Source organism: Polymorphobacter fuscus, assembly GCF_011927825.1.
In the GTDB taxonomy this organism is placed as follows: domain Bacteria; phylum Pseudomonadota; class Alphaproteobacteria; order Sphingomonadales; family Sphingomonadaceae; genus Sandarakinorhabdus; species Sandarakinorhabdus fusca.
Window position 1 is genome coordinate 208,223 of the sequence record NZ_JAATJI010000002.1, and the last position, 24,208, is coordinate 232,430.

Annotated in this window: 24 protein-coding genes and 1 tRNA gene; 20 read left to right on the forward strand and 5 right to left on the reverse strand. The window is 66.9% G+C overall.

The window, feature by feature from the left end; genetic code table 11:
- Positions 1–117 precede the first annotated feature (117 nt).
- The 4 genes from GGQ62_RS14305 (at position 118) to GGQ62_RS14320 (ending at position 5,200) form a co-directional block, all read left to right on the forward strand.
- Positions 118–1,524, forward strand: coding sequence for an FAD-binding oxidoreductase (locus GGQ62_RS14305; RefSeq protein WP_152578062.1), 1,407 nt, complete (start codon positions 118–120; stop codon positions 1,522–1,524).
- Between the two features lie 101 nt (positions 1,525–1,625).
- A complete protein-coding gene (locus GGQ62_RS14310; RefSeq protein WP_152578061.1) occupies positions 1,626–2,387 on the forward strand; it encodes a SapC family protein in 762 nt (253 codons plus the stop codon).
- 3 nt (positions 2,388–2,390) lie between these two features.
- Positions 2,391–2,966, forward strand: a complete 576-nt coding sequence (locus GGQ62_RS14315; RefSeq protein ID WP_152578060.1) for a cytochrome b — start codon at positions 2,391–2,393, stop codon at positions 2,964–2,966.
- Between the two features lie 143 nt (positions 2,967–3,109).
- Entirely contained in the window at positions 3,110–5,200 is a 2,091-nt protein-coding gene (locus GGQ62_RS14320; protein ID WP_153401340.1) for a TonB-dependent receptor, read from the forward strand.
- Between the two features lie 199 nt (positions 5,201–5,399).
- Here GGQ62_RS14320 and GGQ62_RS14325 read toward each other — a convergent pair whose 3' ends face one another.
- Positions 5,400–6,263, reverse strand: a complete 864-nt coding sequence (locus GGQ62_RS14325) for an N-formylglutamate amidohydrolase (RefSeq protein WP_152578059.1) — start codon at positions 6,261–6,263, stop codon at positions 5,400–5,402.
- Positions 6,264–6,374: 111 nt separating this feature from the next.
- Between GGQ62_RS14325 and GGQ62_RS14330 the strand changes: the two genes are divergently transcribed.
- A tRNA-Val gene (locus GGQ62_RS14330) sits at positions 6,375–6,449 on the forward strand.
- Between the two features lie 96 nt (positions 6,450–6,545).
- Here the strand turns inward: GGQ62_RS14330 and GGQ62_RS14335 are convergent.
- Positions 6,546–6,917 carry a hypothetical protein gene (locus GGQ62_RS14335; protein WP_152578058.1) on the reverse strand — a complete coding sequence of 124 codons (372 nt, stop codon included), beginning with the start codon at positions 6,915–6,917 and terminating at the stop codon, positions 6,546–6,548.
- A 404-nt stretch (positions 6,918–7,321) separates the two neighbouring features.
- Here GGQ62_RS14335 and GGQ62_RS14340 point away from each other — a divergent pair, with 404 nt between their 5' ends.
- The 3 genes from GGQ62_RS14340 to GGQ62_RS14350 all read left to right on the forward strand — a co-directional run bounded on the left by GGQ62_RS14340 (position 7,322) and on the right by GGQ62_RS14350 (position 9,765).
- Complete coding sequence (locus GGQ62_RS14340) at positions 7,322–8,281, forward strand: manganese catalase family protein (protein ID WP_152578057.1); 960 nt, start codon at positions 7,322–7,324, stop codon at positions 8,279–8,281.
- 103 nt (positions 8,282–8,384) lie between these two features.
- On the forward strand, positions 8,385–8,894 hold the full coding sequence (locus GGQ62_RS14345; RefSeq protein ID WP_152578056.1) for a DUF4142 domain-containing protein: 510 nt from the start codon (positions 8,385–8,387) through the stop codon (positions 8,892–8,894).
- An 88-nt stretch (positions 8,895–8,982) separates the two neighbouring features.
- Positions 8,983–9,765: a ZIP family metal transporter gene (locus GGQ62_RS14350; protein WP_152578055.1), complete on the forward strand. Its 783-nt coding sequence runs from the start codon at positions 8,983–8,985 to the stop codon at positions 9,763–9,765.
- 21 nt (positions 9,766–9,786) lie between these two features.
- Here the strand turns inward: GGQ62_RS14350 and GGQ62_RS14355 are convergent, their stop codons facing one another.
- Entirely contained in the window at positions 9,787–10,896 is a 1,110-nt protein-coding gene (locus tag GGQ62_RS14355; protein WP_152578054.1) for an NADH:flavin oxidoreductase/NADH oxidase, read from the reverse strand.
- Entirely contained in the window at positions 10,893–12,593 is a 1,701-nt protein-coding gene (locus GGQ62_RS14360) for an FAD-dependent oxidoreductase (protein ID WP_152578053.1), read from the reverse strand. The genes GGQ62_RS14355 and GGQ62_RS14360 overlap by 4 nt, the downstream gene beginning before the upstream one ends.
- Before the next feature lie 102 nt (positions 12,594–12,695).
- Between GGQ62_RS14360 and GGQ62_RS14365 the strand changes: the two genes are divergently transcribed.
- Entirely contained in the window at positions 12,696–13,049 is a 354-nt protein-coding gene (locus GGQ62_RS14365; protein WP_152578052.1) for an arsenate reductase, read from the forward strand.
- Between the two features lie 104 nt (positions 13,050–13,153).
- On the forward strand, positions 13,154–13,753 hold the full coding sequence (gene wrbA, locus GGQ62_RS14370) for an NAD(P)H:quinone oxidoreductase (RefSeq protein WP_152578051.1): 600 nt from the start codon (positions 13,154–13,156) through the stop codon (positions 13,751–13,753).
- A 27-nt stretch (positions 13,754–13,780) separates the two neighbouring features.
- Here wrbA and GGQ62_RS14375 read toward each other — a convergent pair whose 3' ends face one another.
- Positions 13,781–14,857, reverse strand: a complete 1,077-nt coding sequence (locus GGQ62_RS14375; protein ID WP_152578050.1) for a sensor histidine kinase — start codon at positions 14,855–14,857, stop codon at positions 13,781–13,783.
- Positions 14,858–15,006: 149 nt separating this feature from the next.
- Here GGQ62_RS14375 and GGQ62_RS14380 point away from each other — a divergent pair, with 149 nt between their 5' ends.
- The 10 genes from GGQ62_RS14380 (at position 15,007) to GGQ62_RS14425 (ending at position 24,158) form a co-directional block, all read left to right on the forward strand.
- Positions 15,007–15,411, forward strand: a complete 405-nt coding sequence (locus tag GGQ62_RS14380; RefSeq protein WP_152578049.1) for an EVE domain-containing protein — start codon at positions 15,007–15,009, stop codon at positions 15,409–15,411.
- A gap of 61 nt (positions 15,412–15,472) precedes the next feature.
- Entirely contained in the window at positions 15,473–16,324 is an 852-nt protein-coding gene (gene panB / locus GGQ62_RS14385) for a 3-methyl-2-oxobutanoate hydroxymethyltransferase (RefSeq protein WP_152578048.1), read from the forward strand.
- 90 nt (positions 16,325–16,414) lie between these two features.
- A complete protein-coding gene (locus GGQ62_RS14390) occupies positions 16,415–17,161 on the forward strand; it encodes a tetratricopeptide repeat protein (protein WP_167649685.1) in 747 nt (248 codons plus the stop codon).
- Positions 17,162–17,201: 40 nt separating this feature from the next.
- Positions 17,202–18,500 (forward strand): outer membrane protein assembly factor BamB family protein, encoded by a 1,299-nt coding sequence (locus tag GGQ62_RS14395; RefSeq protein WP_194163379.1) that lies wholly within the window; start codon positions 17,202–17,204, stop codon positions 18,498–18,500.
- A 54-nt stretch (positions 18,501–18,554) separates the two neighbouring features.
- Positions 18,555–19,946, forward strand: coding sequence for a ribosome biogenesis GTPase Der (der, locus tag GGQ62_RS14400; RefSeq protein ID WP_167649686.1), 1,392 nt, complete (start codon positions 18,555–18,557; stop codon positions 19,944–19,946).
- 5 nt (positions 19,947–19,951) lie between these two features.
- Positions 19,952–20,590 (forward strand): maleylacetoacetate isomerase, encoded by a 639-nt coding sequence (gene maiA / locus GGQ62_RS14405; protein WP_341533744.1) that lies wholly within the window; start codon positions 19,952–19,954, stop codon positions 20,588–20,590.
- A complete protein-coding gene (locus tag GGQ62_RS14410) occupies positions 20,590–21,597 on the forward strand; it encodes a threonine aldolase family protein (protein ID WP_152578044.1) in 1,008 nt (335 codons plus the stop codon). Before maiA ends, GGQ62_RS14410 begins: the two co-directional genes overlap by 1 nt.
- Positions 21,598–21,637: 40 nt before the next feature.
- Positions 21,638–22,546, forward strand: coding sequence for a DMT family transporter (locus tag GGQ62_RS14415; protein ID WP_152578043.1), 909 nt, complete (start codon positions 21,638–21,640; stop codon positions 22,544–22,546).
- A 52-nt stretch (positions 22,547–22,598) separates the two neighbouring features.
- Positions 22,599–23,294, forward strand: coding sequence for a Crp/Fnr family transcriptional regulator (locus tag GGQ62_RS14420; RefSeq protein WP_152578042.1), 696 nt, complete (start codon positions 22,599–22,601; stop codon positions 23,292–23,294).
- A gap of 54 nt (positions 23,295–23,348) precedes the next feature.
- Positions 23,349–24,158: a universal stress protein gene (locus GGQ62_RS14425; protein ID WP_152578041.1), complete on the forward strand. Its 810-nt coding sequence runs from the start codon at positions 23,349–23,351 to the stop codon at positions 24,156–24,158.
- Positions 24,159–24,208: the final 50 nt, after the last annotated feature.

Below are 24,208 nucleotides of genomic sequence, written 5' to 3' on the forward strand. Positions count from 1 at the left end.
TGCCGATTGAACATGGGCTGAACCTGCGGTGTCGCGGCAGCGCGGTCAATCGGCACGTCGCCTGCCAGGACGATTCGGCGTCTTTCACCAGCGGAGGTTTTCGGGCAGGGGGCCGACATGTCGCAACGGATCCCCGAAACGGCCGCGATCGCCGCGCTGAAGGAGGCCGCCGGCCCCGGCAACTGGACGGCCGACCCCGAATTGCTGGCGCCGCACCTGCGCGACTGGCGGGGCCGGTACCAGGGCGCGACGCCGCTGATGCTGATGCCGCGATCGACGGCGCAGGTGGCAGCGATCGTGCGCGCTGCCGGCACGGCAAGGGTCGCACTGGTGCCGCAGGGCGGCAACACCGGGCTGGTCGGGGGCGGGATTCCGCCTGCCGATGGCAGTTCCATGCTGGTCAGCCTGGCGCGGATGAACCGGGTCCGCGCCATCGATCCCGACGGGCTGACGATGACCGTCGATGCCGGTGTCGTCCTGGAGGCGGTGCATATGGCGGCCGCGCAGGTCGGTTGCGCCTTTCCGCTGTCGCTGGCGGCAAAGGGCAGCGCCACCGTTGGCGGGTTGGTCGCCACCAATGCCGGCGGCGTCCAGGTGCTGCGCCACGGGACGATGCGCGCGCTGGTGGTCGGCATCGAGGCGGTGATGCCCGATGGCGGCATTCTCGACCAGCTGACCGGCCTTGCCAAGGACAACAGCGGCTATGACATCAAGCAGCTGCTGATCGGCGGGGAGGGCACGCTCGGCATCGTGACGGCTGCGGCGTTGCGGCTGGTGCCGGCGCCGGAGCATCGTGCCGTGGCCTGGGCCGGGGTGCCGGACCCGGCAGCGGCACTGGCGTTGCTGGTGCGGTTGCGCCAGGCGACCGGCGGCCAGGTCGAAAGTTTCGAGCTTGTTCCCGACATCGGGTTGCAACTGGTGCTGGCCCACATCCCCGGTGTGCGCGCGCCGCTGGCCGGCCGTCACCCCTGGCATGTCCTGATCGAACTCGCCGGTCCGGCGCCGCTCGATGCGCTGCTGGCCGAAACGCTTGCCGACGCCGGTGTGGCCGACGCGGTGATTGCGGCCTCGGCGGCGCAGGCGGCGGCGCTGTGGCGCCTGCGCGAGGCGCTGCCCGAGGCCGAGCGTCTTGAAGGACCCGCGGTGCACCATGATATTGCCGTGACGGTGGCATCCATGCCGGCGTTCGCGCTGGCCGCGGCCGCACAGGTGGAGGCAGAATTTGCCGGCGCACGGGTGATCGCCTTCGGGCACCTCGGCGACGGCAACCTCCATTTCAACGTGCGGCCGCCCAAAGGCTGCGACCAGGCGGCATGGCTGGAACCGCGGCGGGCGGCGATCACGGCGCGGGTCCATGCGCTGGTCGCGGCGGCCGGCGGGTCGATTTCGGCCGAACACGGCATCGGCGTGCTCAAGCGCGACGATCTTGCCCGCTTCGGCAACCCCGCCAAGCTGGCGGCGATGCGGGCCATCAAGGCCGCACTCGATCCGCTCGGCATAATGAACCCCGGCCGGGTTGTCTGACGCCTGCCGATCGCGTGCCGGATCTGCGACTTGCGCCGCGATGGAACCGCCCGTAGAGGTGCCGCCACCTGTTTTCCGATGGTTTGAGAAAGACGCTTTTCATGGCCAGCACGCCTGCCAACCAGCCCGACCAGAGCCTGCCGCTGTTTTACCGGTCGCTGGTGCCATTGTCGTCGCAGGCGCATGCCGATTTCGGGCTCAAGCCGCGCGAGAACCTGGGTTTCACCCGGGGCTCCCACGCCATTCCGGTCACCGTCGACGAATTCGCCATTTGCCAGCGCAGCTTCCCGATCGTCTTCGGCATCGGCGAAGCCGCGGCGCCGCTGGCCCTTGTCGGGCTGCAGGAGGGGCAGAATCTGTACCTCGGCGCGGACGACCAGTGGGATGCGAATGCTTATGTGCCCGCGTTCGTGCGCCGTTACCCCTTCATGCTGGCGCGGTTGCAGCCCGATTCCGAAGACCTGTCGCTGTGCTTCGACGACAGCTCGGGGCAGCTTGCGGCGGGCGCCGGCGAACCGATGTTCGTCAATGGCGAACTCAGCGAGACGACCCGGAACTGCCTGAATTTCTGCGAACAGTTCGAACAGGCCGTGATGCGCACGCGCGCCTTCATCGATGAACTGGCCAAATTGAACCTGCTGATGGACGGCGAAGTCACCATCCAGCGCGAGGGGCTGACCGAGCCGGCGGTATATCGCGGCTTCCGCATGGTCGACGAAAGCAAGTTGCAGAACCTGCGCGGCGACCAGGCGCGCAAGCTGGTCCAGAACGGGATGATGGGCCTGATCTATGCCCATCTGTTTTCGCTGGCGCTGATCTCCCCGCTGTTTGAACGCCAGTTCGCGGCGTCGACCCAGGCCTAAGGGCTGCGCGCAGCCGGTCCTGCGGCGCGCACCGCGCGGGGGCGCTACACCGCGGTTGCCATCGTCCTTCATTGGCTGACCGCGGTCATCGTGATCGGCAATCTGGCCGGCGGGCTGACGCTCGCCCGGTTTTTCGATAGTCCCGACCCGGCGATGGTGGCGTGGGGACGCACCATCATCGGCCTGCACAAGTCGCTCGGGCTGACGGTGATCGCGCTGACGCTGGTGCGCATCGCCTGGCGTCTGGGCCATGCGCGGCCGCCGCTGCCCGGGCACATGACGTCACTGGAACGCATGCTGGCGCGCGCGACGCACCTGTTGTTTTACGTCCTGCTGCTGGCGCTGCCGATCAGCGGCTGGGCGATGATGTCGACCGGCAGAACGGTGCGGCCGACCAGGGTCTTCGGCCTTGTCAGCATACCGCCGCTGCCCGTGACGCAACAACTCGGGGCCATGTTCGGCGATGGCCATGAACTGCTCGGATGGGCGATGCTGGCGACCATCGTCCTGCACATATCGGCGGCGGTGAAACACCAGTTTTTCGATCGCGACGAGCTGCTTGCCCGCATGCTGCCGTGAGGACGCCCTGCGGTGCGGCGTCCCGGCGCCGTCACCTTAACCTATGGTCATCAACGGTTTTTGTCCCGGCGGGTCGTTGACACGATATAGTGTCACATTTACCAAGATCCCCTCGTTGCGCTTTCATTTGCAAAGGTGGATTCATGATCGTTCGTCGCGTGGCCGTTGCCGGCCTTTTGGCCGGGGCCGCCGCCCCCGTCCTGGCCCAGGGTGCCGCAGCGCCGGCGGCCGACCTTCATGCCGATGTATCGCCCGACATCATCGTCACCGCGCCGTTCTCGCGTGATCGTGCGACCGTGCTGTCAGGAATCACCGTCCTGCAGGGCACCGAGCTGACCCGTCAGCTGCGCCCGACGATCGGCGATACGCTGTCGCGCCAGCCTGGTGTCAGTTCGACGAGCTTCGGCCCCAACGCCTCGCGGCCGATCCTGCGCGGCTTCCAGGGGGAGCGCGTCCGCATCCTCACCGATGGCATCGGCAGTTTCGACGTGTCGAACACATCGGTGGACCATGCCGTCATCATCAACCCGCAGTTCGCCGACCGGATCGAGATCCTGCGCGGACCCGCGTCGCTGCTCTACGGGTCCTCGGCGATCGGCGGTGTCGTCAATGTCATCGACAAGCGCATCCCGCGGGAGGTGCCGACCGAAGCCGTCCACCTCGACGTGCTCGGTACTTATGGCTCGGCCGCCAATGAACGCTCGACCGCCGGCGTCATCGAGGTGCCGATTGCCGACCATATCGTGGTTCACGCCGACGCCAGCTACAGCAAGACGGATGATCTCAAGATCGGCAATTTCGTCCTGTCGGCGCCGGCCCGGGCGGAAGCGCTGGCCAGCGCCGACCCGGCGGCCCAATCGCTGGCGTCGCTGAAGGACCGGCTGCCCAACACATCGTCGCGAACCTGGAACGTCGGCGCCGGTGCGGCCTATATCGACGAGAATGGCAGCCTGGGCATCGGCTATGGGCATTATGACAGCCTTTACGGCGTGCCGACGCGCTTCGATCTCGCCACGGGCGAGGGGGAAGCTGTCCGGCTCAAGGTCAGGCAGGACCGCTTCGACGTGCGCAGCGAGATCAACGTCGGCGGTGATGTCGTCGACGCGATCAAGGTGCGCGCCGGCTATGCCAAGTATCAGCATTCCGAACTGGAGGATGACGGCAGCATCGGAACCACCTTCTACAATCAGGGGCTGGAGGGCCGGGTCGAAGTCAGCCAGGCGCGGCGCAACATCGGATCGGGCACCTGGCGCGGCGGCACCGGTGTCCAGCTGTTCACGCGCGACTTCGACGTCATCGGCGACGAAGCCTTTATTCCGCGCAACAAGACCGTCCAGCTCGGGGTGTTCACCCTGCAGGAGTTCGATTTCGGGGCGTTGAAGGCTGAAGTGGCGGGGCGTTACGAGAATGCCAACGTCAAGGCGTCGGTCGGTGATTTCCGCGGCGCGCCGGTGTTCGTCAACCGCAGCTTCGACCTGTTCTCGGGCTCGGTCGGTGCCAGCTATGGCCTGTTCGGTGACTGGCGGCTGGGGGTGAACCTGTCGCATACCGAACGCGGCCCGGCCGCCGAGGAACTGCTCGCCAATGGTCCGCACGCCGGTACCCAGGCCTATGAGGTCGGCAACCCCGATTTCGTCAAGGAACGCGCCAACGGCGCCGAACTGATCCTGCGCGGCAAAGGCGAGGGCTATCGGTTCGAAGCGTCGGTATATTTCAACCGCTTCAACAACTATATCTACGAAACCCAGACCGGGATGATCGAAGACGACCTGCCGGTGTTCGAATTCCGGCAGGCGTCGGCGCGCTATCTGGGGGCCGAGGCACAGGGCGACATCACGATTGCCCGATTCGGCGAGACCGATCTGAAGGTCGATGCGCTTGCCGATTATACCGACGCGCGCTTGCTCGGCGGGCTGGGGCCGGTGCCGCGCATCCCCCCGTTCCGGGTGCTGGGCGGCGTCGGCCTTGCGAACGATCGCTGGGATGCGCGCGCCGAAGTGGAACACAGCAGCCGCCAGGCCAAGGTGGCGGCGTTCGAAACCGAAACCGCAGGCTTCACCATGGTCAACGCGGCTTTCAGCTTCAGGCCGTTCGCGACGCGCAAGGACACATCGATCGTCGTTTCGGCCAACAATATCTTCGATGTCGACGCGCGCCGGCACGCGTCCTTCCTGAAGGATTTTGCGCCCCTGGCAGGGCGCGACATCCGGGTGTCGTTGCGTTTCACCATCTGATCGGTGCGTCACCGCGCCCTGGGCAGAAAAATCTGCGCAGGGCGCGGCGCAGACCTTGCAACGCAACAATCCTCGCCTATTTCAGCAACACGAGCCGGCCCCTTTCCCCCTCGGGGTCCGCTCCTGTGATGACCGCTTCCCCCCTTGCGGTCATCTTCCCTGAACCTTCGCCGCCCTGCACATGCAGGGCGGCGATTTTTCATTCGGCGGCTTCGCGCCGCGGCGGATCGAGCCGCAGGATCGGTGCCGTGGCCACGATCAGCCGCGCGAGCCCGTGCATGGCCTCGGCAACGCGGCCGAAGCCGGGACCGGGGTGGAGGCTGGCGCCGTCCATGTAAAGGCTGCGGTCGATTTCGATCTGGATGGCGTGAACTCCGGCCGTCAGGTCGCCGTGGGTTTGAGTGGTGTGGCCGCCGGCGTAGGGGGTGTTGCGCGCCACCCGCCAGCCGAAACTGCCGAAATGCCGCTCGACAAGCCGCACCAGCGCCGGCGCCGCCGTCGTGCCGTGGCGATCGCCGAGAACGATTTGCGGTGGGCGGATACCGACGGGGGTCGGCATCGAATGACAGTCGATCAGGATGGCGTGGCCGTGGCGCCGCCGCGCACGATCAAGGCAATCGGCGATTGCCCGGTGCCAGGGCAGGTGCAGGCTGGTGACGCGCCGGGCAGCGTCGGCGGGCGCGAGTTTGCGCCCATATATGTCCTGGCCATGGGCGGCCAGACGCGGCACCACGCCCAGGCCGGCGGTCACCCGGTCGGTGATCCGCACCGGAATGGCCAGCGGCGCATCGAACATCGCCGGATCAAGCTCATCTGCGGCACGGTTGAGGTCGAGATAGGTGCGGGCAAAGCGCGCACGCAGCACCGGGGCGCAGGCGATGCCATCGAGCAACTGGTCGACAAGCCCGTCCTCGGTGCGGCGCAGCTGCATAAGCGATAAACGGGCAGCGGCGAGAAACGCTGGCGGATAGTCACGCCCCGAATGTGGCGACGCCAGAACCAGCGGCGATCGCCCGTCGCAATGGCCGGTGACGCTGAACCCCGGTTGGAGCGAATCGTTCATCGTCAACGTGTAATCGCTGCGAACGAATCGCGAAAGCGGCGTAACGTGCAAAAAGACTGATGTTCGGGGGTTGTCAGCGGCGGGATCGCGGATTACCAGCCTCCACAGCGTGGGCGCGTAGCTCAGTGGTAGAGCACTGTGTTGACATCGCAGGGGTCACAAGTTCAATCCTTGTCGTGCCCACCATTTCATTCACAGCGATGAAACAGAAAAGGCGGAGCCGGGTGGCTCCGCCTTTTTGATTGCAATGGGGCCAGCGGTCGCGCTGGCCCTTGTGCTGTCTTAATCCCGCGGGGGCGTGCCGCCGGTGCCGCTCGGCGTCGTGCCGGCGGTGCCATTGTTGCCAGGGCCCGAATTGCTGTTGCCCGGACCGGTGTTGAGATCACCAGCCATGCCCTGGTTCGCCATTGTGCCTGACGCCGGCATGCCATCGCCCGTTGTCGAACCCGCTGCGCCCGTCGACGGGGCCATCGGATCGCTGCTCGACGCCGACATGCTGTCGTTTGGCATCGTCGTCGTGCCGTCGGCTCCCGTCATGCCGGCCGTGCCTGCCGTGCCTGCCGTACCATCGGTCGCGGCACCTTCGCGTGACTGGCCGCAGGCCGCCACAGCCAGCAGGGCAGGGACAGCAAGATAGAAGGACATATTGCGCATTACAGTTACTCCACCAGGTGATACTCGCCGGATTAACGCGCCTCTTTGAAAATGGATGCGTGGTGAACAGCGGTATTTCAGCGTGTCCAATTCACGTCGTGCAATCAATCGCGTTCACTATATCGAATGTTATACAGCAATTTGGGTGTATACGCCCTGTAAGGATAAGAGGTTTGTCATCTAATCGACCCGTTGCGCCGGCATAAATATTGCCGGACTGGCTTTGCGGGCGGAGATTTCGTTGGCATGACGCATCGATAATAATGTTCTTGCTGTATATTTGACGGCTGAACCGACGGAACATTTGCTGTCTCGACAGGTTCTGAAATCGCGATGGCGATCGGCAAGTCCTGTCGCTCATGTCGATAATCATCTGTCGCTGTGAAACATTACGGAGATGCACCATGTTCATGCATAATAAGAAGCTACAATATACGGTACGCGTTTCGGAGCCGAACCCGGTCCTGGCTTCGCTTCTGCTTGAACAATTCGGCGGTCCGGACGGTGAACTGGCGGCAGCCATGCAGTATTTCAGCCAGGGCCTGGGCGAAGACGACCCGGGCCGCAAGGACATGTTGCTCGATATTGCTACCGAGGAACTCAGCCATCTTGAAGTCATCGGTTCGATTGTCGCGATGCTCAACAAAAATGTGAAGGCGCGGCTGTCGGAGGCAGCGATGTCGGAAGCGGAACTCTACCTTTCGCTCACGGCCGGCGGCAACAGCCACACCCAGTCGATCCTTTATGGCGGCGGCCCCGCCTTCACCAACTCGTCGGGCGTGCCGTGGACGTCGGCTTATGTCGACAGCCGCGGCGAACCGACCGCCGACCTGCGTTCGAACATCGCCGCCGAAAGCCGCGCCAAGATCGTCTATGAACGTCTGATCGCGATCACCGACGATCCTGGCATCAAGGAAGCCCTGGGTTTTCTGATGACCCGCGAAATCGCGCACCAGAAGTCGTTCGAAAAGGCGCTTTACGCCATTGCCGACAATTTTCCGGTCGGCAAGCTGCCCGGCATCGAGCGATTCAGCAACATGTATGTCAACACATCCCAGGGCGACGGCGATATGTCGGGCCCGTGGAATAGCGGGGACCAGTGGGAACGCCAGGACCCGCAGTCCGATTCGCTGCCGCTGGATGGCGGTGACGGGACGGCGACCATCGGCATGGCCGAGGACGACGTGGCGATTTACGAAAGCATGGCCGCACGGACCATGTCCGATCCGACGGCGGATCCGATAACCGGGGCCGATCTTGGCGCCGGCCCGGGCGCCGGCAAGACCAGCGACGCCGACATGGGCGGCGCTGCCGACATCCTCGACGCATCGAACATGGCCGATGCGATGACGGTCCGTCGGTGATGATGGACGGCGGGGGCATCTGCGCCCCCGCCATCGCTGCCTGCTGGGTCGGCCGGGCCCAGACGCTGCATCCCCGCCCCGGCCTATTCTGGAAGGATGAACAATGTCCCGCCTTGTCACTTTTGCCTTCGCCGGCCTGATCGCCACTTCGGCCGCCCAAGCGGCACCGACCACGGACGCCGGCAGCTATGTCGCCCAGGCCGGCGCCAGCGACCTCTACGAAAAGACCTCGAGCCAGCTTGTTCTCGCCAATGCCCAACGCGCGGATGTGCGCCGCTTTGCCCAGATGATGATCGACGACCATGGCAAGACCACGCAGCAGGTCGTGGCGGCTGCCAAGCAGGATCGGGTCACAGCCGGTCCGCCGGCGATGACTGCCGAACAGACCCAGATGATCAAGGACCTGCGCGCTGCGACCGGGGCGCAGCGCGAAAGCCTGTATGTCCAGCAGCAGGTCAAGGCGCACCAGCAGGCGTTGGACCTGCACCGCAGCTTCGCGAACGGCGGCAGCACCCCGATGCTGAAAAAGGTTGCAGGCGGCGCCGTGCCCATCATTCAAAAGCACGTCGAGATGGTGACAAACCTGGCCGCAGCCCCCGCCGTGACGCGTTGACACGACCCGGGCCCGGATAGTTCGGGAACCGGGCCCGGCTGAGTCTCGTTCGGCTTTTACGTCCTGACCGGAAAGTACGTTCCCCCGCATGTCGCCAATTTTTGCCGGCTTCCTTGCCAGCCTGATCGCAGGCCTTGCGACCGGTGTCGGCGCATTGCCGGTGCTGGCGATGCGCGGCGTCGATGCGGCGCGCCAGTCGCTGCTGCTCGGCTTTGCCGCGGGCGCAATGCTCGCAGCGTCGGTTTTCTCGCTGATCCTGCCCGGTTTCGAGCAGGCGCGCGTGATGGGCTCCGATATTGCCGATGCCACGCTGACGATGGCGGCGGCCGTGTTGATCGGCGGCTTTGCCATGTCGCAACTCGGCGCCCTGCTGCCGCAGATGGATTCCGGGCGGTTGGCGCCCGTTGCCGGGACATCGCAGCGCGCGCGCAGCGTCTGGCTGTTTGTCGCCGCGATCACCTTTCACAATATTCCCGAAGGCGCCGCCGTGGGCGTGGCCTTTGGCGGGGACAGCCTGCGGGCGGGTCTCCCCACTGCCATCGGCATCGGCATCCAGAACATGCCCGAAGGGCTTGCCGTTGCCGGCGCCCTGGTGGCGCTCGGCTACACCAGGCTGCGGGCGGTGCAGGTCGCCTTGGCAACGGGCCTTGTCGAGCCGATCGCGGGCCTTGCCGGTGCGCTCGTCGTCGCGGCGGCAACGTCGCTGTTGCCTTGGGGCCTGGGGATCGCGGCGGGCGCCATGTTGTTCATCGTCCTGTCCGAGATCGTGCCCGACCTCGACCTTGGCGTGCGTGTCGGGCAGCGCGGCGCGACCGCAGCGCTGGCGATCGGCTTGGCGCTGATGACATTTCTCGACACCGCGATCGTCTGACCCGGCGGCTGATCGCTGCCGTCAGGCTTTGGCCTCGAACAACCGTTTGAACCGGCGCGGCTGGCATCGCAGATATTGGTCCGGGGCGGCGACGGTTGCGCCGAGCTCGGCGGCGGCGTGCCAGGGCCAGCGCGGATCGTAGAGCATGGCGCGGGCGAGGGCGACCATGTCGGCATCGCCGCCGGCAATGATCGCTTCGGCATGTTCGGGGGCGGAGATCAGCCCGACCGCCACCACCGGCATCGCTGTCGCGTCCTTGACAGCGCGCGCCAGCGGCACCTGATAGCCGGGGCCGACAGGGATTGCCTGACGCGGGTCGAGCCCGCCGCTCGACACGTGGATGGCGGCGCAGCCGCGTGCTTCGAGCGCCTGCGCGAAGGCGATTGTCGATTCGATGTCCCAGCCGCCGGCGACCCAGTCGGTGCCGGAAACACGCATGGTCACGGGCTTGTCGGGGGCAAAGGCATCGCGCACCGCGTCATAAACCGCGAGCGGGAAGCGCATGCGGTTCGCCAGGCTGCCGCCATAGGCATCGTCGCGCCGGTTCGACAGCGGGGACAGGAACTGGTGCAGCAGATAGCCATGGGCGCCGTGCAACTGGATCGCATCGAGGCCCAGCCGGTCGGCCCGCCGCGCGGCGTCGGCAAAGGCGCGGGTGATTCGGGCCAGGCCATCGGCATCGAGCGCCAGCGGCGCCGTGTGATGGGCTTCGAAGGGCAGGGCCGACGGCGCCAGTGTCTGCCAGCCGTTGGCGGCGTCGGGGCCGATCTGGCCGCCACCATGCCAGGGCAAGTCACTCGATGCCTTTCGCCCGGCATGGCCGAGCTGGATGGCGATCGGCATGTCGGAATAGCGCCGCACGCCGTCGAGCACGCGCGCCATCGCGGCTTCGGTGGCGTCGTCCCACAGCCCGACATCGCCATAGGAGATTCGGCCCTCGGGCTCGACGGCAGTGGCCTCGATGGTCAGCAGCCCGGCGCCAGACAGGGCAAGACCGCCGAGATGCATGAGGTGCCAGTCGGTCATCGCGCCGTCGATCGCGGAATATTGGCACATCGGCGCGATGACGATGCGGTTGGGCAAGGTCGTGCCGCCGATGGTGATAGGCTCGAAAAGACGGGGTCCGCTCATGCTTCCGCTCCTTGGGCCGGTTCGGCTTTCGACGCCATCGCATTCGACTCGACGCCTGTTGTCGCGGCATCGGCGGCGGCGCGCTCGGCCAGCAGGCCATGGATCTGTGCCACCACGGCAGCGCCTTCGCCGACGGCGGCGGCAACGCGCTTCGTCGATCCGGCGCGCACATCGCCGATGGCAAACACGCCGGGCAGGCTGGTTTCCAGCGATCGGGGCCCGGCGCCGGTGATGACAAAGCCCTTGCCGTCGGTCTGGGCGCAGCCCTGCAGCCAGCCGGTATTGGGATCGGCGCCGATGAACAGGAACAGGTGGCGCATGGGGCGGGTGACGCTGGTGCTGTCGGCGATGTGCCGGAAGGTTGCCGATTGCAGACCCGCGGCGCTGTCCCCGCCCAGCGCCGCGACCTCGGCGCCGACATGGATTTCCACATTTGGCAGCGCGGCGATGCGATCGATGAGATATTGCGACATGGTTTCGGACAGATTGCGCCGAACGATCAGATGCAGGCGGTTGACCTGCGGCGCCAGGAACACCACCGCCTGGCCGGCGGAATTGCCGCCGCCGACCAGCGCCACATCCTCACCCGCACAAAGCCGCGCCTCGACCTGCGACACCCAATAGGAAACCCCGGCGCCTTCGAACATGGCCAGATTGGCGATGTCCGGCCGCCGATAGCGCGCACCGGAGGCGATGACGACGGTCCGGCTCCGCAGCTTGCGCCCTTCCGCCAGATCCAGCGCCAGCGGCAGGCCCGTGCAGTCGAGCGATTCGACGGCAACCGGAATGGCGATCTCGGCACCGAATTTCATCGCCTGGTTGAACGCGCGTCCCGCCAGCGCCTGCCCCGAGATGCCGGTCGGGAAGCCCAGATAATTCTCGATCCGCGCCGATGCCCCCGCCTGGCCGCCCAAGGCGCGTTCATCGAGAACCATCACCGAAAGGCCTTCCGATGCCGCATAGACCGCGGTGGCAAGCCCGGCGGGCCCGGCGCCGACGATGACGATGTCGTAAAGCTTGTCGGGATCGAGCGTCGGCGTCATCCCGAGGCAGGCCGCGACCTCCGCGTCGCTGGGTGTGCGCAGCAGATCGCCATTGGGGCAGACGACCAGCGGCAGTTCCTCGGTCGCGACGCCGAGCCGTTCGACCAGGGCCCGGCCTTCGGCGTCGGTGGCGACATCGAGCACCATGTTGGGATAGCCGCTGCGGGTCAGGAAGCCCTGCAGACGCACGACGGCCGCGCTGCCGGGGGCACCGATGATGATCGTGCCGGCGCCGCCTTCGGCGATCAAATTGACCCGGCGCAGGATGAGCGCGCGCATCAGCAGTTCGCCGACATCGGCCGATCCGACCATGAGCGCGCGCAGATGCGCCGCATCGAACGGCAACGCCGTGCATCCCTCGTCGCCGGCGTGGCCCGCGGCGATCGACGCGCGCCCGGCAAGCTGGTTGACCTCTCCGGTGAACTGGCCGACGTGATGGGTCGTCACCGGGGCGAGCCGGTCGAGCCCGTCGCGGCGCACGACATCGATGCTGCCGGCAAGGACGAGCCACGTCGGTGCATCCTGCTCGCCGATGTCATAGACCGATTCGCCCGGTGCGAAGCGTTGTTCGGCGCCGCTGGCAAAGCGCTGCGCAATGGCCATCTGGCCGGCATCGAGCACGGGAAACATCTGGTGTTCGCGTGGGCCGGTCATGGTGATATCGCTTTCTGCGCCGGTAAAGTGCCGGGTTGCGGTGGACGTTCCTACAGGACGGCGGCGCCGGCAATTATCCGTTGGTTTGGGTAGGATGGGCCAGTGACGCTGACGATGTTCGGGATCCGCAATTGCGACACGGTCAAAAAGGCGCGCGCCTGGCTCGATTCTGCCGGTGTCGCCCACGATTATCATGACTTCAAAAAGGCGGGTGTCGATGTGCCGACCCTGTCGGGTTGGGTCGCGGCGCTGGGCTGGGAAGCGGTCCTCAATCGGGCCGGCACGACCTTTCGCGGCCTGCCCGATGCCGACAAGGCGGGGATCGATGCCGCCAAGGCGATTACGTTGATGACCGCGCAGCCATCGATGATCAAACGGCCGGTCCTGATCGGCGCCGGACTGCTGCTGGTCGGGTTCAAACCCGAGCTTTATGCCGCGACATTTCCAAAATCCTGAAAAGACACTTCGACATTATCCGGTTTTTTCGCAGCCGCGATCGCGGCTAGAAACAGCGGCAAGCGAGATGGTTCGCGCCGCCACAGCGGGAAGGGAATTCGACAATGACGAAGGTTCTGGTCCTTTATTATTCGAGCTATGGTCACATCGAGACGATGGCCAATGCCGTCGCCGAAGGCGCTCGCGCCACCGGCGCCACCGTCGACATCAAGCGCGTCCCCGAGACCGCGCCCGAAGACGTCGCCCGCGCCGCCTATTTCAAGCTCGACCAGGCAGCGCCGGTTGCCACCGTTGCCGAACTGGAAAATTACGACGCCATCATCATCGGCGCGCCCACCCGCTTCGGGCGCATGCCGTCGCAGATGGCGGCATTCCTCGACCAGGCCGGCGGCCTGTGGGCGCGCGGCGCGCTCAACGGAAAGGTCGGCGGGGCTTTCACCTCGTCGGCATCGCAGCATGGCGGCAATGAAGTGACGCTCTTCTCGATCATCACCAACCTGCTGCATTTCGGCATGACCATCATCGGCCTGCCCTACAGCCATCAGGGCCAGATGGGCGTCGACGAGATCCGCGGCGGGTCGCCCTATGGTGCCACCACGGTCGCCGGCGGCAGCGGCGAACGCCAGCCGAGCGAAGCCGAGCTCGACGGCGCCCGCCACCAGGGCGAACTGATCGCCAAGGCGGCTGTCAAGCTGGTTGCCTGACACGTCCGACGCGGCGGCCCGGCGGGACTATGCGTCCTTCTGGGCCGCTGTTCGCGCAAAGAAGATGGTGACATGCACGCCCTCGCCGGGCTTCGACACGACATCGAGCACGGCCTTGGCATTTTCCCGCAGCGACCGGACGATGACCGCGCCCAGCTTGCCGTCGGTCGGCCAGCTGGTGCCGTCCGGCAGCCCGACGCCATCATCGGATACCACGACTCGGCAGCCGGTCTTGTCGGCGACGCTGGTCAGGCTGATGACGCCGCCCTTGCGCCCGACAAAGGCGTGTTTGAGGGCGTTGGTCATCAGCTCGTTGACCACCAGCCCCGCTGGCATGGCGACGTTGATCGACACCGGCCAGCTGTCGACCTTCAGTTCCAGCCGCAGTCCCTCGATGGCATGCGCCGCCATGACCGACGATGCGACCTGGCTGAGATAGACGCCGAGATCGACGGTTTCCGCCATGCCTTCGCCCGACAGCGCCTTGTACAGCAGCGCCAGGGCGCTGACCCGGCCGGCCAGCCGCTCGAAGCGGGCGCCGGTCTCGTCGTCGGGGATGCTGCGTGCCTCCATGCGGATCAGCGTGGTGATGATCTGCAGGTTGTTCTTAACCCGGTGCTGCAATTCCATCAGCAGCGCCGCCTTTTCGCGCAGTTCCTTGCGCGGGTCGATCGCGCCGCCGATGGTGCGGCGGGCCGCGAGTGCGACCAGGCGGAACAGCGGCGTGCCGTCCTCATCCTCGATGCTGTTCGACCAGGCATCGACTTCGATCGTGCGCTCCGGATCGGAGATGATGAACGAACCGATATAGTCGTCGCCATCATCGATCGCCTCGCCGAGGTCGGTCGGCTGGCCGGGGCCGGCGGCGACGCCGGGCAGCAGCGTCCAGTCGCCGCCGATGACATCGGCGGCCGTCAGTCCGGTCAACGCCTCGAATTCCAGATTGGCGTAAGTGATGGTTTCCGATGGATGGAGTTCGGATACGGCGATCGCGACCGGAACATGGTCCAGAAATTGCTTGAACCGTTCGTCCTCGAGCGCTTGCACCAGATCGGGTGTGGCGAGGATTTCGGTGATCGGGTCGGACTGGGTTTCTGGTTTCATCGGGACGTGCCTTGCTGCTCTTGTCGCTGGCCAAAGCGCCGCAGGTCGAGGCGCGCGACCATTTCGCCGGCCGAATCGTTCGGGCCGGGCTTGTCGTTATCGCCTAGTGCCGACAAAGGGCACTTCGGACAAGCGCGGGAGCGATCGCAATGCATTGGCTGGTAAAGTCGGAGCCGTTCAAATATTCCTGGGACATGCTGGTCCGCGACGGATCGACGACATGGGATGGCGTGCGCAACAACCAGGCCGCGATCTACCTGCGCACGATGGCCCTGGGCGAGGAGCTGTTCTTTTACCATAGCAACGAAGGCCTTGCCGTGGTCGGCGTCGCGCGCGTTTCGGGTGAACATTTCATCGATCCGACCGACCCGAAAGGGCGGTTTCCGGCGGTAACCATCGCTCCCGTGCGCGCCCTGGCACGCCCGGTGACCCTGGCAGCGATGAAGGCAGAGCCGCGGCTGGCGGAGATGGCGATGTTCCGCCAGTTCCGGCTGTCGGTGGCGCCGGTGACCGATGCCGAATGGGAGGTCATCCTGGCGATGGGCGGCGGCTGAAAGCCCGGCACCGGGCCGCGTGACGCTTGCCCTCTGCGACGCATGGGCGCAGGGGAGCGCCATGTCGACAACCTTCACCCTGGACACCGCCACCAGCCGCGCCCATCCGGTGCCCGAACCTGTCCGCCGGCTGACAGTGCCGGCCATCGCCAAACGCAAGGGCGGCGAACCAATCGTCATGCTGACCGCCTATACCGCGCGCATGGCGCAGTTGCTCGACAAGCATTGCGACATGCTGCTGGTCGGCGATTCGCTGGGGCAGGTGATCTATGGCCTCGATACCACCGTCAAGGTGACGCTGGACATGATGATCGCCCATGGTGCCGCGGTCGTGCGCGGCTCGTATCGGGCGGTCGTCGTCGTTGACATGCCGTTCGGCAGCTATGAAGCGTCGCCGCAACACGCCTTCGAAAGTGCGGCGCGGGTGATGAAGGAAACCGGTGCCGCCGCGGTGAAGCTGGAAGGCGGCGTTGCCATGGCGGAAACGGTGACGTTCCTGGCGCGCCGCGGCATCCCCGTTGTCGGCCATGTCGGGCTGACGCCGCAGGCGGTCAACGCGCTGGGTGGCTATGGTGCGCGTGGGCGCAGCGAAACCGAGGCCGCCACCATCCTGGCCGATGCGACGGCGATTGCCGATGCCGGCGCCTTCGCACTGGTCGTCGAAGGCGTCGTCGAAACGCTGGGCCGGCGGATCACCGAAACGGTCCGCTGCCCGACCATCGGCATCGGCGCCTCGCTGGCCTGTGACGGACAGGTGCTGGTCGTCGATGACATGCTCGGCATGTTCGAACGCGTGCCGCGCTTCGTCGAGCGCTTCGACGACCTGGCGGTGCGGATCGACGCCGCCGCTGCCTCCTATGCCGCCGCGGTGCGCGAGCGGCGGTTTCCGACCGAGAAACAACTTTATCTCTGATCGGTCATCGGGCATTCAGCCCGGCGACTTTAGCGGTTCCGCAACGAGCGGCGCACGCAACGCATTATCTGGAGCTTGCCGACCTTGGCCGTGACCCCCAGCAATCCCGACGATGCCTTTCTGCGCGAAGTCGACGAAGGCGTGCGCCGTGACCAGGTGGCGTCGCTTTGGCAGCGCTATGGCATCGTCTCCATCGTCGTCGTCGTCGTGCTGCTGGCAGCGCTTGCCGGCTGGCTGTGGTGGCGTGACCAGTCTGCGGGCAAGGCCGGGGTGGCCGGGGAAGAATTTGCACGTGCCGTCGAGCAGCTCGATGTCGGCGAAGGCGCCCGCGCGCGGCCGGTGCTCGATCGGCTGGCAACCGATGGTCCTGCCGGCTATGCGCCGCTGGCGCGCATGGTCCAGGCCTCGGATGCCGTCGCCAGCGGCGATACCGCGCGTGCCGTGAAGCTGCTCGATGCCGTGGCCGCCGACAGCAAGGTCGGCCAGCCGCTGCGCGATGCGGCGCTGATCAAGTCCGTCCGGCTGGGTTTCGACGGCTTGCCGCCGGCAACGGTCGTCGATCGGTTGAAGGGTCTTGCCGTTCCCGGCAACCCGTGGTTCGGCATCGCTGCCGAAATGACGGCGATCGCACAGCTGAAGGCGGGCAAGCCCGACGCCGCCAAGCCGCTGTTGACGGCGATCGTCCTCGACGAGAGCAATTCGCCGAGCATGCGGGGCCGCGCCGCCCAGTTGGCTTTGTCGCTGGGTGTCGACCAGCGCACGCTCAAGCTCGATGCGGCCGCGCCGTCCGCTGCGTCGGCATCAACCCCTGCGGCATCCCCGCAACCTGCACCATAAGGGCCGTTGCTTGAAACACCCCACACCCGCTTTCGCACTCATGCTCGCGCTGGCGCTCGGCGTGTCGGGCTGCGGTGTCTTCAAGAAGACCCAGCCCAAGTCGCAGACGGTCGGCGAACGTATCCCGGTGCTCAATTTCGAAACCCGGGCCCAGGCGGAAGCCGAACTCGCCGACCTCGTCGTCGTGTTGCCGACGCAGGAAGCCAATGCCGAATGGAGCCAGCCCGGCGGGTCGGCATCGAAGGCCAACGGACATCCGGCATTGCCGGAACGGATCAACACCGCCTGGACCGTCTCGATCGGCCAGGGCAGCACCGGCACGCGCCGGCTCAACGCCGGGCCAGTGGTGTCGGGCGGCCGTATCTTCACGATGGACACCGGCGGTGATGTCCGTGCCTTCGATGCGCGCACCGGGGCGCTGGCCTGGCAGGCGCGGATCACGCTGCCCGGCCGCAACAGCAATTCGGCCTTCGGTGGCGGCGTTTCGGTGGCCGATGGCCGGGTGTTCGCCACCACCGGCTATGGCATCATCGCGGCCTATGACACCGCCACCGGCAAGGAGCTTTGGCAGCAGAAGCTGGCCGAGCCGCTGCGCGGCGCACCATCGGTCTATGCCAACCGCGTCTATGCGCTGACCATCGACAACCAGCTATTCTCGCTTCAGGCGGACACCGGCGAAACCGCCTGGACCGTGTCCGGCACGGTGGAGGTCGCAGGGCTGCTCGGCGCGGCTGCGCCCGCCGTGGCGCAGGACACCGTCGTCGTCGGCTTTTCCAGCGGCGAGCTCAATGCGCTGCGCGCCGAAAACGGCCGCACCGTCTGGGCGGATGCGCTGGCTCGCACCGGGCGTTCGACGGCGATGGCGGCACTGTCGGACATCGACGCTTCGCCGGTCATCGACCGCGGCCGCGTCTATGCCATCGGCCATGGCGGCCGCATGGCGGCGCTGGAACTCGCCACCGGGCAGCGGGTGTGGGAACGCAATTTTGCCGGCACCTCCACGCCCTGGGTGGCCGGCGAGTTCGTCTATATCGTCACGCTGGAGGGGGAGGTCATCTGCATGACCCGCCGCGACGGTAAGGTGCGCTGGGTCCGCTCGCTCGACCGCTACAAGAAGCCCAAGAAGAAGACCGATCCGATCCAATGGTCGGGGCCGGTCCTTGCCGGCGACCGGCTGTTCGTTGTCGGTTCCAACCAGCAGATGGTCACGATTTCGCCGTACACGGGCGAGGTGACATCGACGACCAAACTCAAATCGGCCGCTTATCTGCCGCCGATCGTCGCCGACAACAGCCTCTATCTGCTCACCGACGACGGCAAGCTGACGGCCTGGCGCTGAGGGCCGCGCACGCCGTCATGGCGGACGCCGCCCGGTCCTGCTAAGGCCCGCCGCATGTCCAGCACCCACAGCCTGCCGCGGGTGGCCATCGTCGGTCGCCCCAATGTCGGCAAATCCACCCTGTTCAACCGTCTCGTCGGGCGCAAGCTCGCGCTTGTCGACGACACCCCCGGCGTCACCCGCGACCGCCGGGAGGGCGAGGCCAGGCTTTTCGACCTGCGCTTCACTATCGTCGATACGGCAGGGTTCGAGGATGCCGACGCCGCCAGCCTGGCCGGGCGCATGCGGCAGCAGACCGATCTTGCCGTCGGCGACGCCTGTGTGGCGTTGCTGGTCTTCGATGCCCGCGCCGGAATCACCCCGCTCGACAAGCATTTTGCCGATTGGCTGCGCCGCCGCGGCACGCCGCTGATCCTCGTCGCCAACAAGGCGGAAGGCCGGGCAGGGGAGCTGGGAGTCGCCGAAAGCTACCGCCTCGGCCTTGGTGACCCCATTCAGATTTCCGCCGAACATGGCGAGGGCATGGCCGATTTGTTCGAAGCCCTTGCCCCGCACATCGACGCACCGGTGGTCGAGTCCGATGACGACGTGCCGCCCGAGATGCCGGAAATACCCGATATTCCCGAAGGTCCGCTGAAGATGGCTATCGTCGGCCGTCCCAACGCCGGCAAATCGACGCTGATCAACACCTTGATCGGCGAAGCGCGGCTGGTTGTTGGCCCCGAAGCCGGCATCACCCGCGATTCCATTGCCATTCCCTGGGAGTATCACGGCCTTTCGGTCCGGCTCGTCGACACCGCGGGGTTGCGCAAGCGCGCCAAGGTCAGCGACAAGCTGGAAAAGATGTCCGCCGCCGATACCAAGCTGGCGGTCGATTTCGCCGAAGTCGTCGTGCTGCTGCTCGACGCGACGCTGGGGCTGGAGGCGCAGGACCTGCGGATCGCCGACATGGTGCTGTCCGAAGGCCGGGCGCTGGTCATCGCGCTGAACAAATGGGACGTGGCGCAGGACCAGTCGTCGCTGTTCCAGGGGGTGCGCAAGGCGCTCGACGATGGCCTGTCGCAGATCCGCGGCGTGCCGCTGGTGGCGCTGTCGGGACAGACCGGCAAGGGCCTCGACATCCTGATGAAGGCGGTCACCGAAACCCGCACCAAATGGTCTCGGCGGGTCTCGACCTCGCAACTCAACCGCTGGTTCGAAAGCGCGCTCGACCGCAACCCGCCGCCCGCCGCCGGCGGCACGCGCATCAAGCTCCGCTATGTTACCCAGGTGGCGGCGCGGCCGCCGAGCTTCATCATCTTCGGCAACCGCACCGACGATTTGCCCGCCAGCTATGGCCGCTATCTCGTCAACAGCCTGCGCGACGATCTCGATTTCGAAGGCGTGCCGATCCGGCTGAGTTTCCGGGGCGGCAAGAATCCGTTCGAAGGCCGGCCCCGGAAATAATCGCTGTGCTGACGCTCTACAGCTATTGGCGGTCGTCGGCGGCCTGGCGCGTGCGGCTGGCGCTGGCATGGAAGGGGCTGCCCGCCACCACCATCCCCATCGACCTGCGCGCCGGCGAGCAGTCGGCGCCCGATTATCTGGCGCGCAATCCACAGGGGTTGCTGCCCCTGCTGGTTGATGGCGACACCGCGCTCGGCCAGAGCCTGGCGATCATCGAATATCTCGACGAGGTCCACCCCGCACCGCCGTTGCTGCCCGCCGACGCCCTGGGCCGGGCGCGCGTGCGTGCTGCCGCGCTGATCGTCGCTGCCGATATCCACCCGGTCAACAATCTGCGCATCCAGACCTATCTGAAGGCGCTGGGTCACGACAGCCGCGCCGTCGATGGCTGGGCGCGCCACTGGATCGCCGACGGCTTCGACGCGCTCGATGCCTTTGCGGTGGCCCATGGCGGGCGGTTCCTCCATGGCGATGCGCTGTCGATCGCCGATCTTTGCCTGGTACCGCAGCTGTACAATGCCCGCCGCGTCGCGACCGATCTGAGGCGTTGGCCGCGCCTCCTCGCCATCGAAGCGGCAGTCAACAGCCTCGATTTTGCCGCGCCCGCCCATCCCGACAACCAGCCCGACGCGAGCCCTGCCTGATGTTCTTCCTGTCCGACAATGCCGCCTCGCCCTGCCCCGAAGTGCTCGATGCCGTGGTCGCAGCGGCGCCGGCGGCTGCCGCCGGCTATGATGGCGATGCCGTCTCGGCACAACTCGACGCCGAATTCGGCGCACTGTTCGGGCGCGCCTGCACCGTGTTGCCCGTCGGCACCGGTACCGCCGCCAATGCGCTGGCGCTGGCGGCCATGGTGCCGCCGTTCGGCGCGGTCGTCTGCCACAGCGAGGCGCACATCCATGTCGATGAATGCGGTGCACCGGAATTCTTCACTGGCGGCGCCAAGCTGCTGCTCGTGCCCGGCGGCGATGGCCGGCTGACCGCTTCGGGGATCGACACGGCGCTTGCCGGCCACCGCGGCGATGTCCACCAGGTCCAGGCCCGCGCGTTGTCGCTGACCCAGGCGACCGAAGCCGGCACCGTTTATGCCCCCGACGCGCTGGCGGCCCTTGGCGATCATGCCCGGGCGAAGGGCTGGCGCGTCCACCTCGACGGCGCGCGTTTCGCCAATGCCGTCGCGCATCTCGGTTGCGCTCCCGGTGACATCAGCTGGCGCGCGGGAGTCGATATCCTGTCGTTCGGGATGATCAAGAACGGCGGCATGACGGCCGAAGCGCTGGTCGTGTTCGCCCCCGAACTGGTGGCCGAGCTGCGTTTCCGCCGCAAGCGCGCCGGCCAGATGCCGTCCAAGGGCCGCTTCCAGGCGGCGCAGCTGCTGGCGATGGTCCGCGATGATGTCTGGCTGCGCAACGCCCGCGCCGCCAACGCCGGCGCGGCGCAACTGGCCGCCGCTGCTGCCGGGCGACTGCTCTATCCGGTGGAAGCCAACGAGGTCTTCGTCCAGCTTCGCCCCGGCGAGCCCGAGCGGCTGCGTGCGCAGGGCTTTTCCTTCTATGACTGGGGCGCGGCGGGGTCGAACGAGGCGCGTTTCGTCGTCGCCTGGGACACGCCGCCGGGCGATGTCGCGGCGTTGGCGGCGGCGCTCGGGTAGCGCTCTATCGCCGGCCGCCGCGACGTTCTAAGCCGCCGTCATGCACGCGCCCGCCGCCTCGCCACGAAGTCCGCTGCGCGTCGCCATCAGCTTCATCACCGTCACGCTGATCTGGGGCAGCACCTGGCTGGTCATCAAGACGCAACTGGGCGTCGTCCCCGTGTCGTGGTCGATCACCTGGCGGTTCCTTCTGGCCGGCACCATCATGGCCGGCGTGGCGCTGGTGTCGGGCAAGCGACTGTGGCTCTCGCCGCGCGGCCATGCCTTTGCGCTCGCTGTCGGGCTGATGCAGTTCTGCCTTAACTTCAACTTCGTCTATCGCGCCGAGGTGCATCTGGCGTCGGGGCTGGTGGCGTTGACCTTTGCGCTGCTCGTCATCCCCAATGCGGTGCTGTCGGCGTTGTTCCTCGGCACCCGCATCACGCCGGGCTTTGCGATTGGGAGCGGCATCGGCATCGCCGGGCTGGCGCTGGTCTTCGCGCGTGACCTGTTTGCCCCGGGCGCCGATGGCGGCGAGATCGGACTGGGCATGGCACTGGCGATCGCCGGCGTTCTCGCCGCCGGGGTGGCCAATGTCATGCAGGCCAGTGCCACCGGCCGCGCCCAGCCGCTGGAAGCGGGGCTGGCCTGGGCGATGTTCTATGGCACCGCGATCAACGCCGGTGTCGCCTGGGCGACAGCGGGACCGCCGGTGTTCGATGCGTCGCCAACCTATATCGCCGGTCTGGCCTATCTCGGCATCGTCGCCTCGGCGGTGGCCTTCAGCGTTTATTATGCGCTGATCCGGGAGATCGGTGCCGGCAAGGCGGCCTATTCCAGCGTCATCGTGCCGCTGGTGGCAATGTCGTTGTCGACGGCCTTCGAAGGCTATCGCTGGTCGGCGCTGGCCGTGGCCGGGGCGGGGCTGGCGCTGGTCGGCCTCGTCATCGCCTTGCGCAGCCGGGGTTGAAGCGCTTGGCCGGGCCCGCCGCTGCCGCTATCGTCCAGCCTGGAGGAAGACAATGACCCGGCGATGCGAAGATTGTGGGGTTCGGGACCGCGCCCTGTGCGGCAGTCTCGACGACGCCGAACTGGCGGCGCTGGCCCAGCTGGGCGTGCAGCGCACGCTGGCGCGCGGCGACACGCTGATGCGCGCCGGCGATCCGCCGCTGGTCTGCGCCAATCTGCAGCGCGGCGTGATGAAAATCAGCACGACGACGGCGGCGGGCGACGAGACGATCACCGGACTGTTGTATCCGGGGGATTTCGTCGGCCGGCCTTTTGCCGGCGCCATCGACCAGGATGTCGTGGCGGTCACCGAGGTCGAGCTCTGCGTCTTTCCGCGCGCCGCCTTCGAACGCGCGCTGACCAACCATGGCCGGATGGAACGGCTGCTGCTGCAGCGGACCCTGGCCGCGCTCGATCATGCCCGGCTGACCATGGTGCGCATGGCGCACGCCAGCGCAACGGCGCGGGTCGCGGGCTTCGTCGACGATATCGGCCGTCGCCAGGCCCCCGGATGTCGCCCCGGCGCAGCCCCGGCGTTCGACCTGCCGCTGAGCAGGGGCGAAATCGCCGAACTGCTGGGCCTGACGATCGAGACCGTCAGTCGGCAGATGAAGCACCTCGAAACCGCCGGCATGATCGAGCGGGTCGGGCGCCGCGGCGTCGTCGTCCGCAATGCGCCGGCCCTTGCTGCCGTGGCGACGACGGCGTAGGATTCTTGCATCGGTCGGTCGGCGCCGCCGCTCCCGACCCGGGGGAGATGCCGCATGAAAACGATCCTGGTGCCGATCGACGCCGATGAAGGCCAGGAGGCACGGCTGCAGGCAGCCTTCGACCTTGCCCGGGCCTGTTCAGGGCAGGTCGTCGCGGTGCAGGTCACGCCTTATGCCGCCTATGCCGTGGGCGACGCCGGGCTGGGCGCGTTTCCGATCACCTCGCTGATCGAGGCGGTCGAAGGCGAACGCCGGCGCGAGCGCACCGCCGTCGAAGCTCGGTTCGCGGCCGAAGCGGTCGAATGGCAATGGGTCGCGCGCGATGGCGACCTTGTCGATTCGCTCGCGATGCTGGCCCGGCTTGCCGATATCGTGGTGATGAACAGCGGGCCGTTCAGCGCCGCCGCCAGCGCCAAGATCGCCTTGACCGGCGACGTCGCGATCGGCGCGCCGACCCCGGTCCTCGCCGTGCCGCCAGCCAGTCGCGGGCTCATGGTCGCCGGTCCGGCGCTGGTGGCCTGGGACGGCTCGCAGGAGGCGGCGCTGGCGATGCGTGCCGCCATGCCGCTGCTGCGCATGGCGGCGTCGGTCACCGTGCTGACGGTCGAGGAGAAGAACCCCGACCTGCGCGCCCGTGATGCCGCCGCCTATATGGCGCGCCACGGCATCAACGCCGATGTCATGGAGCGTAGCGCCGATGGCGACAGCATCGAAACGGTGATCCGCGCCGTCCTGACGGAAACCGGCGTCACCTGGATGGTCCAGGGCGCCTATGGCCATTCCCGCCTGCGTCAGACGATCTTCGGCGGCGTCACCCGCGGCCTGCTCGGCGACGCGCCGGTGCCGATGCTGATCGCCCACTGACATCGTGTGAGACCGGTATTTTGACGCATATCAAGGTGGCCCGAAACCGC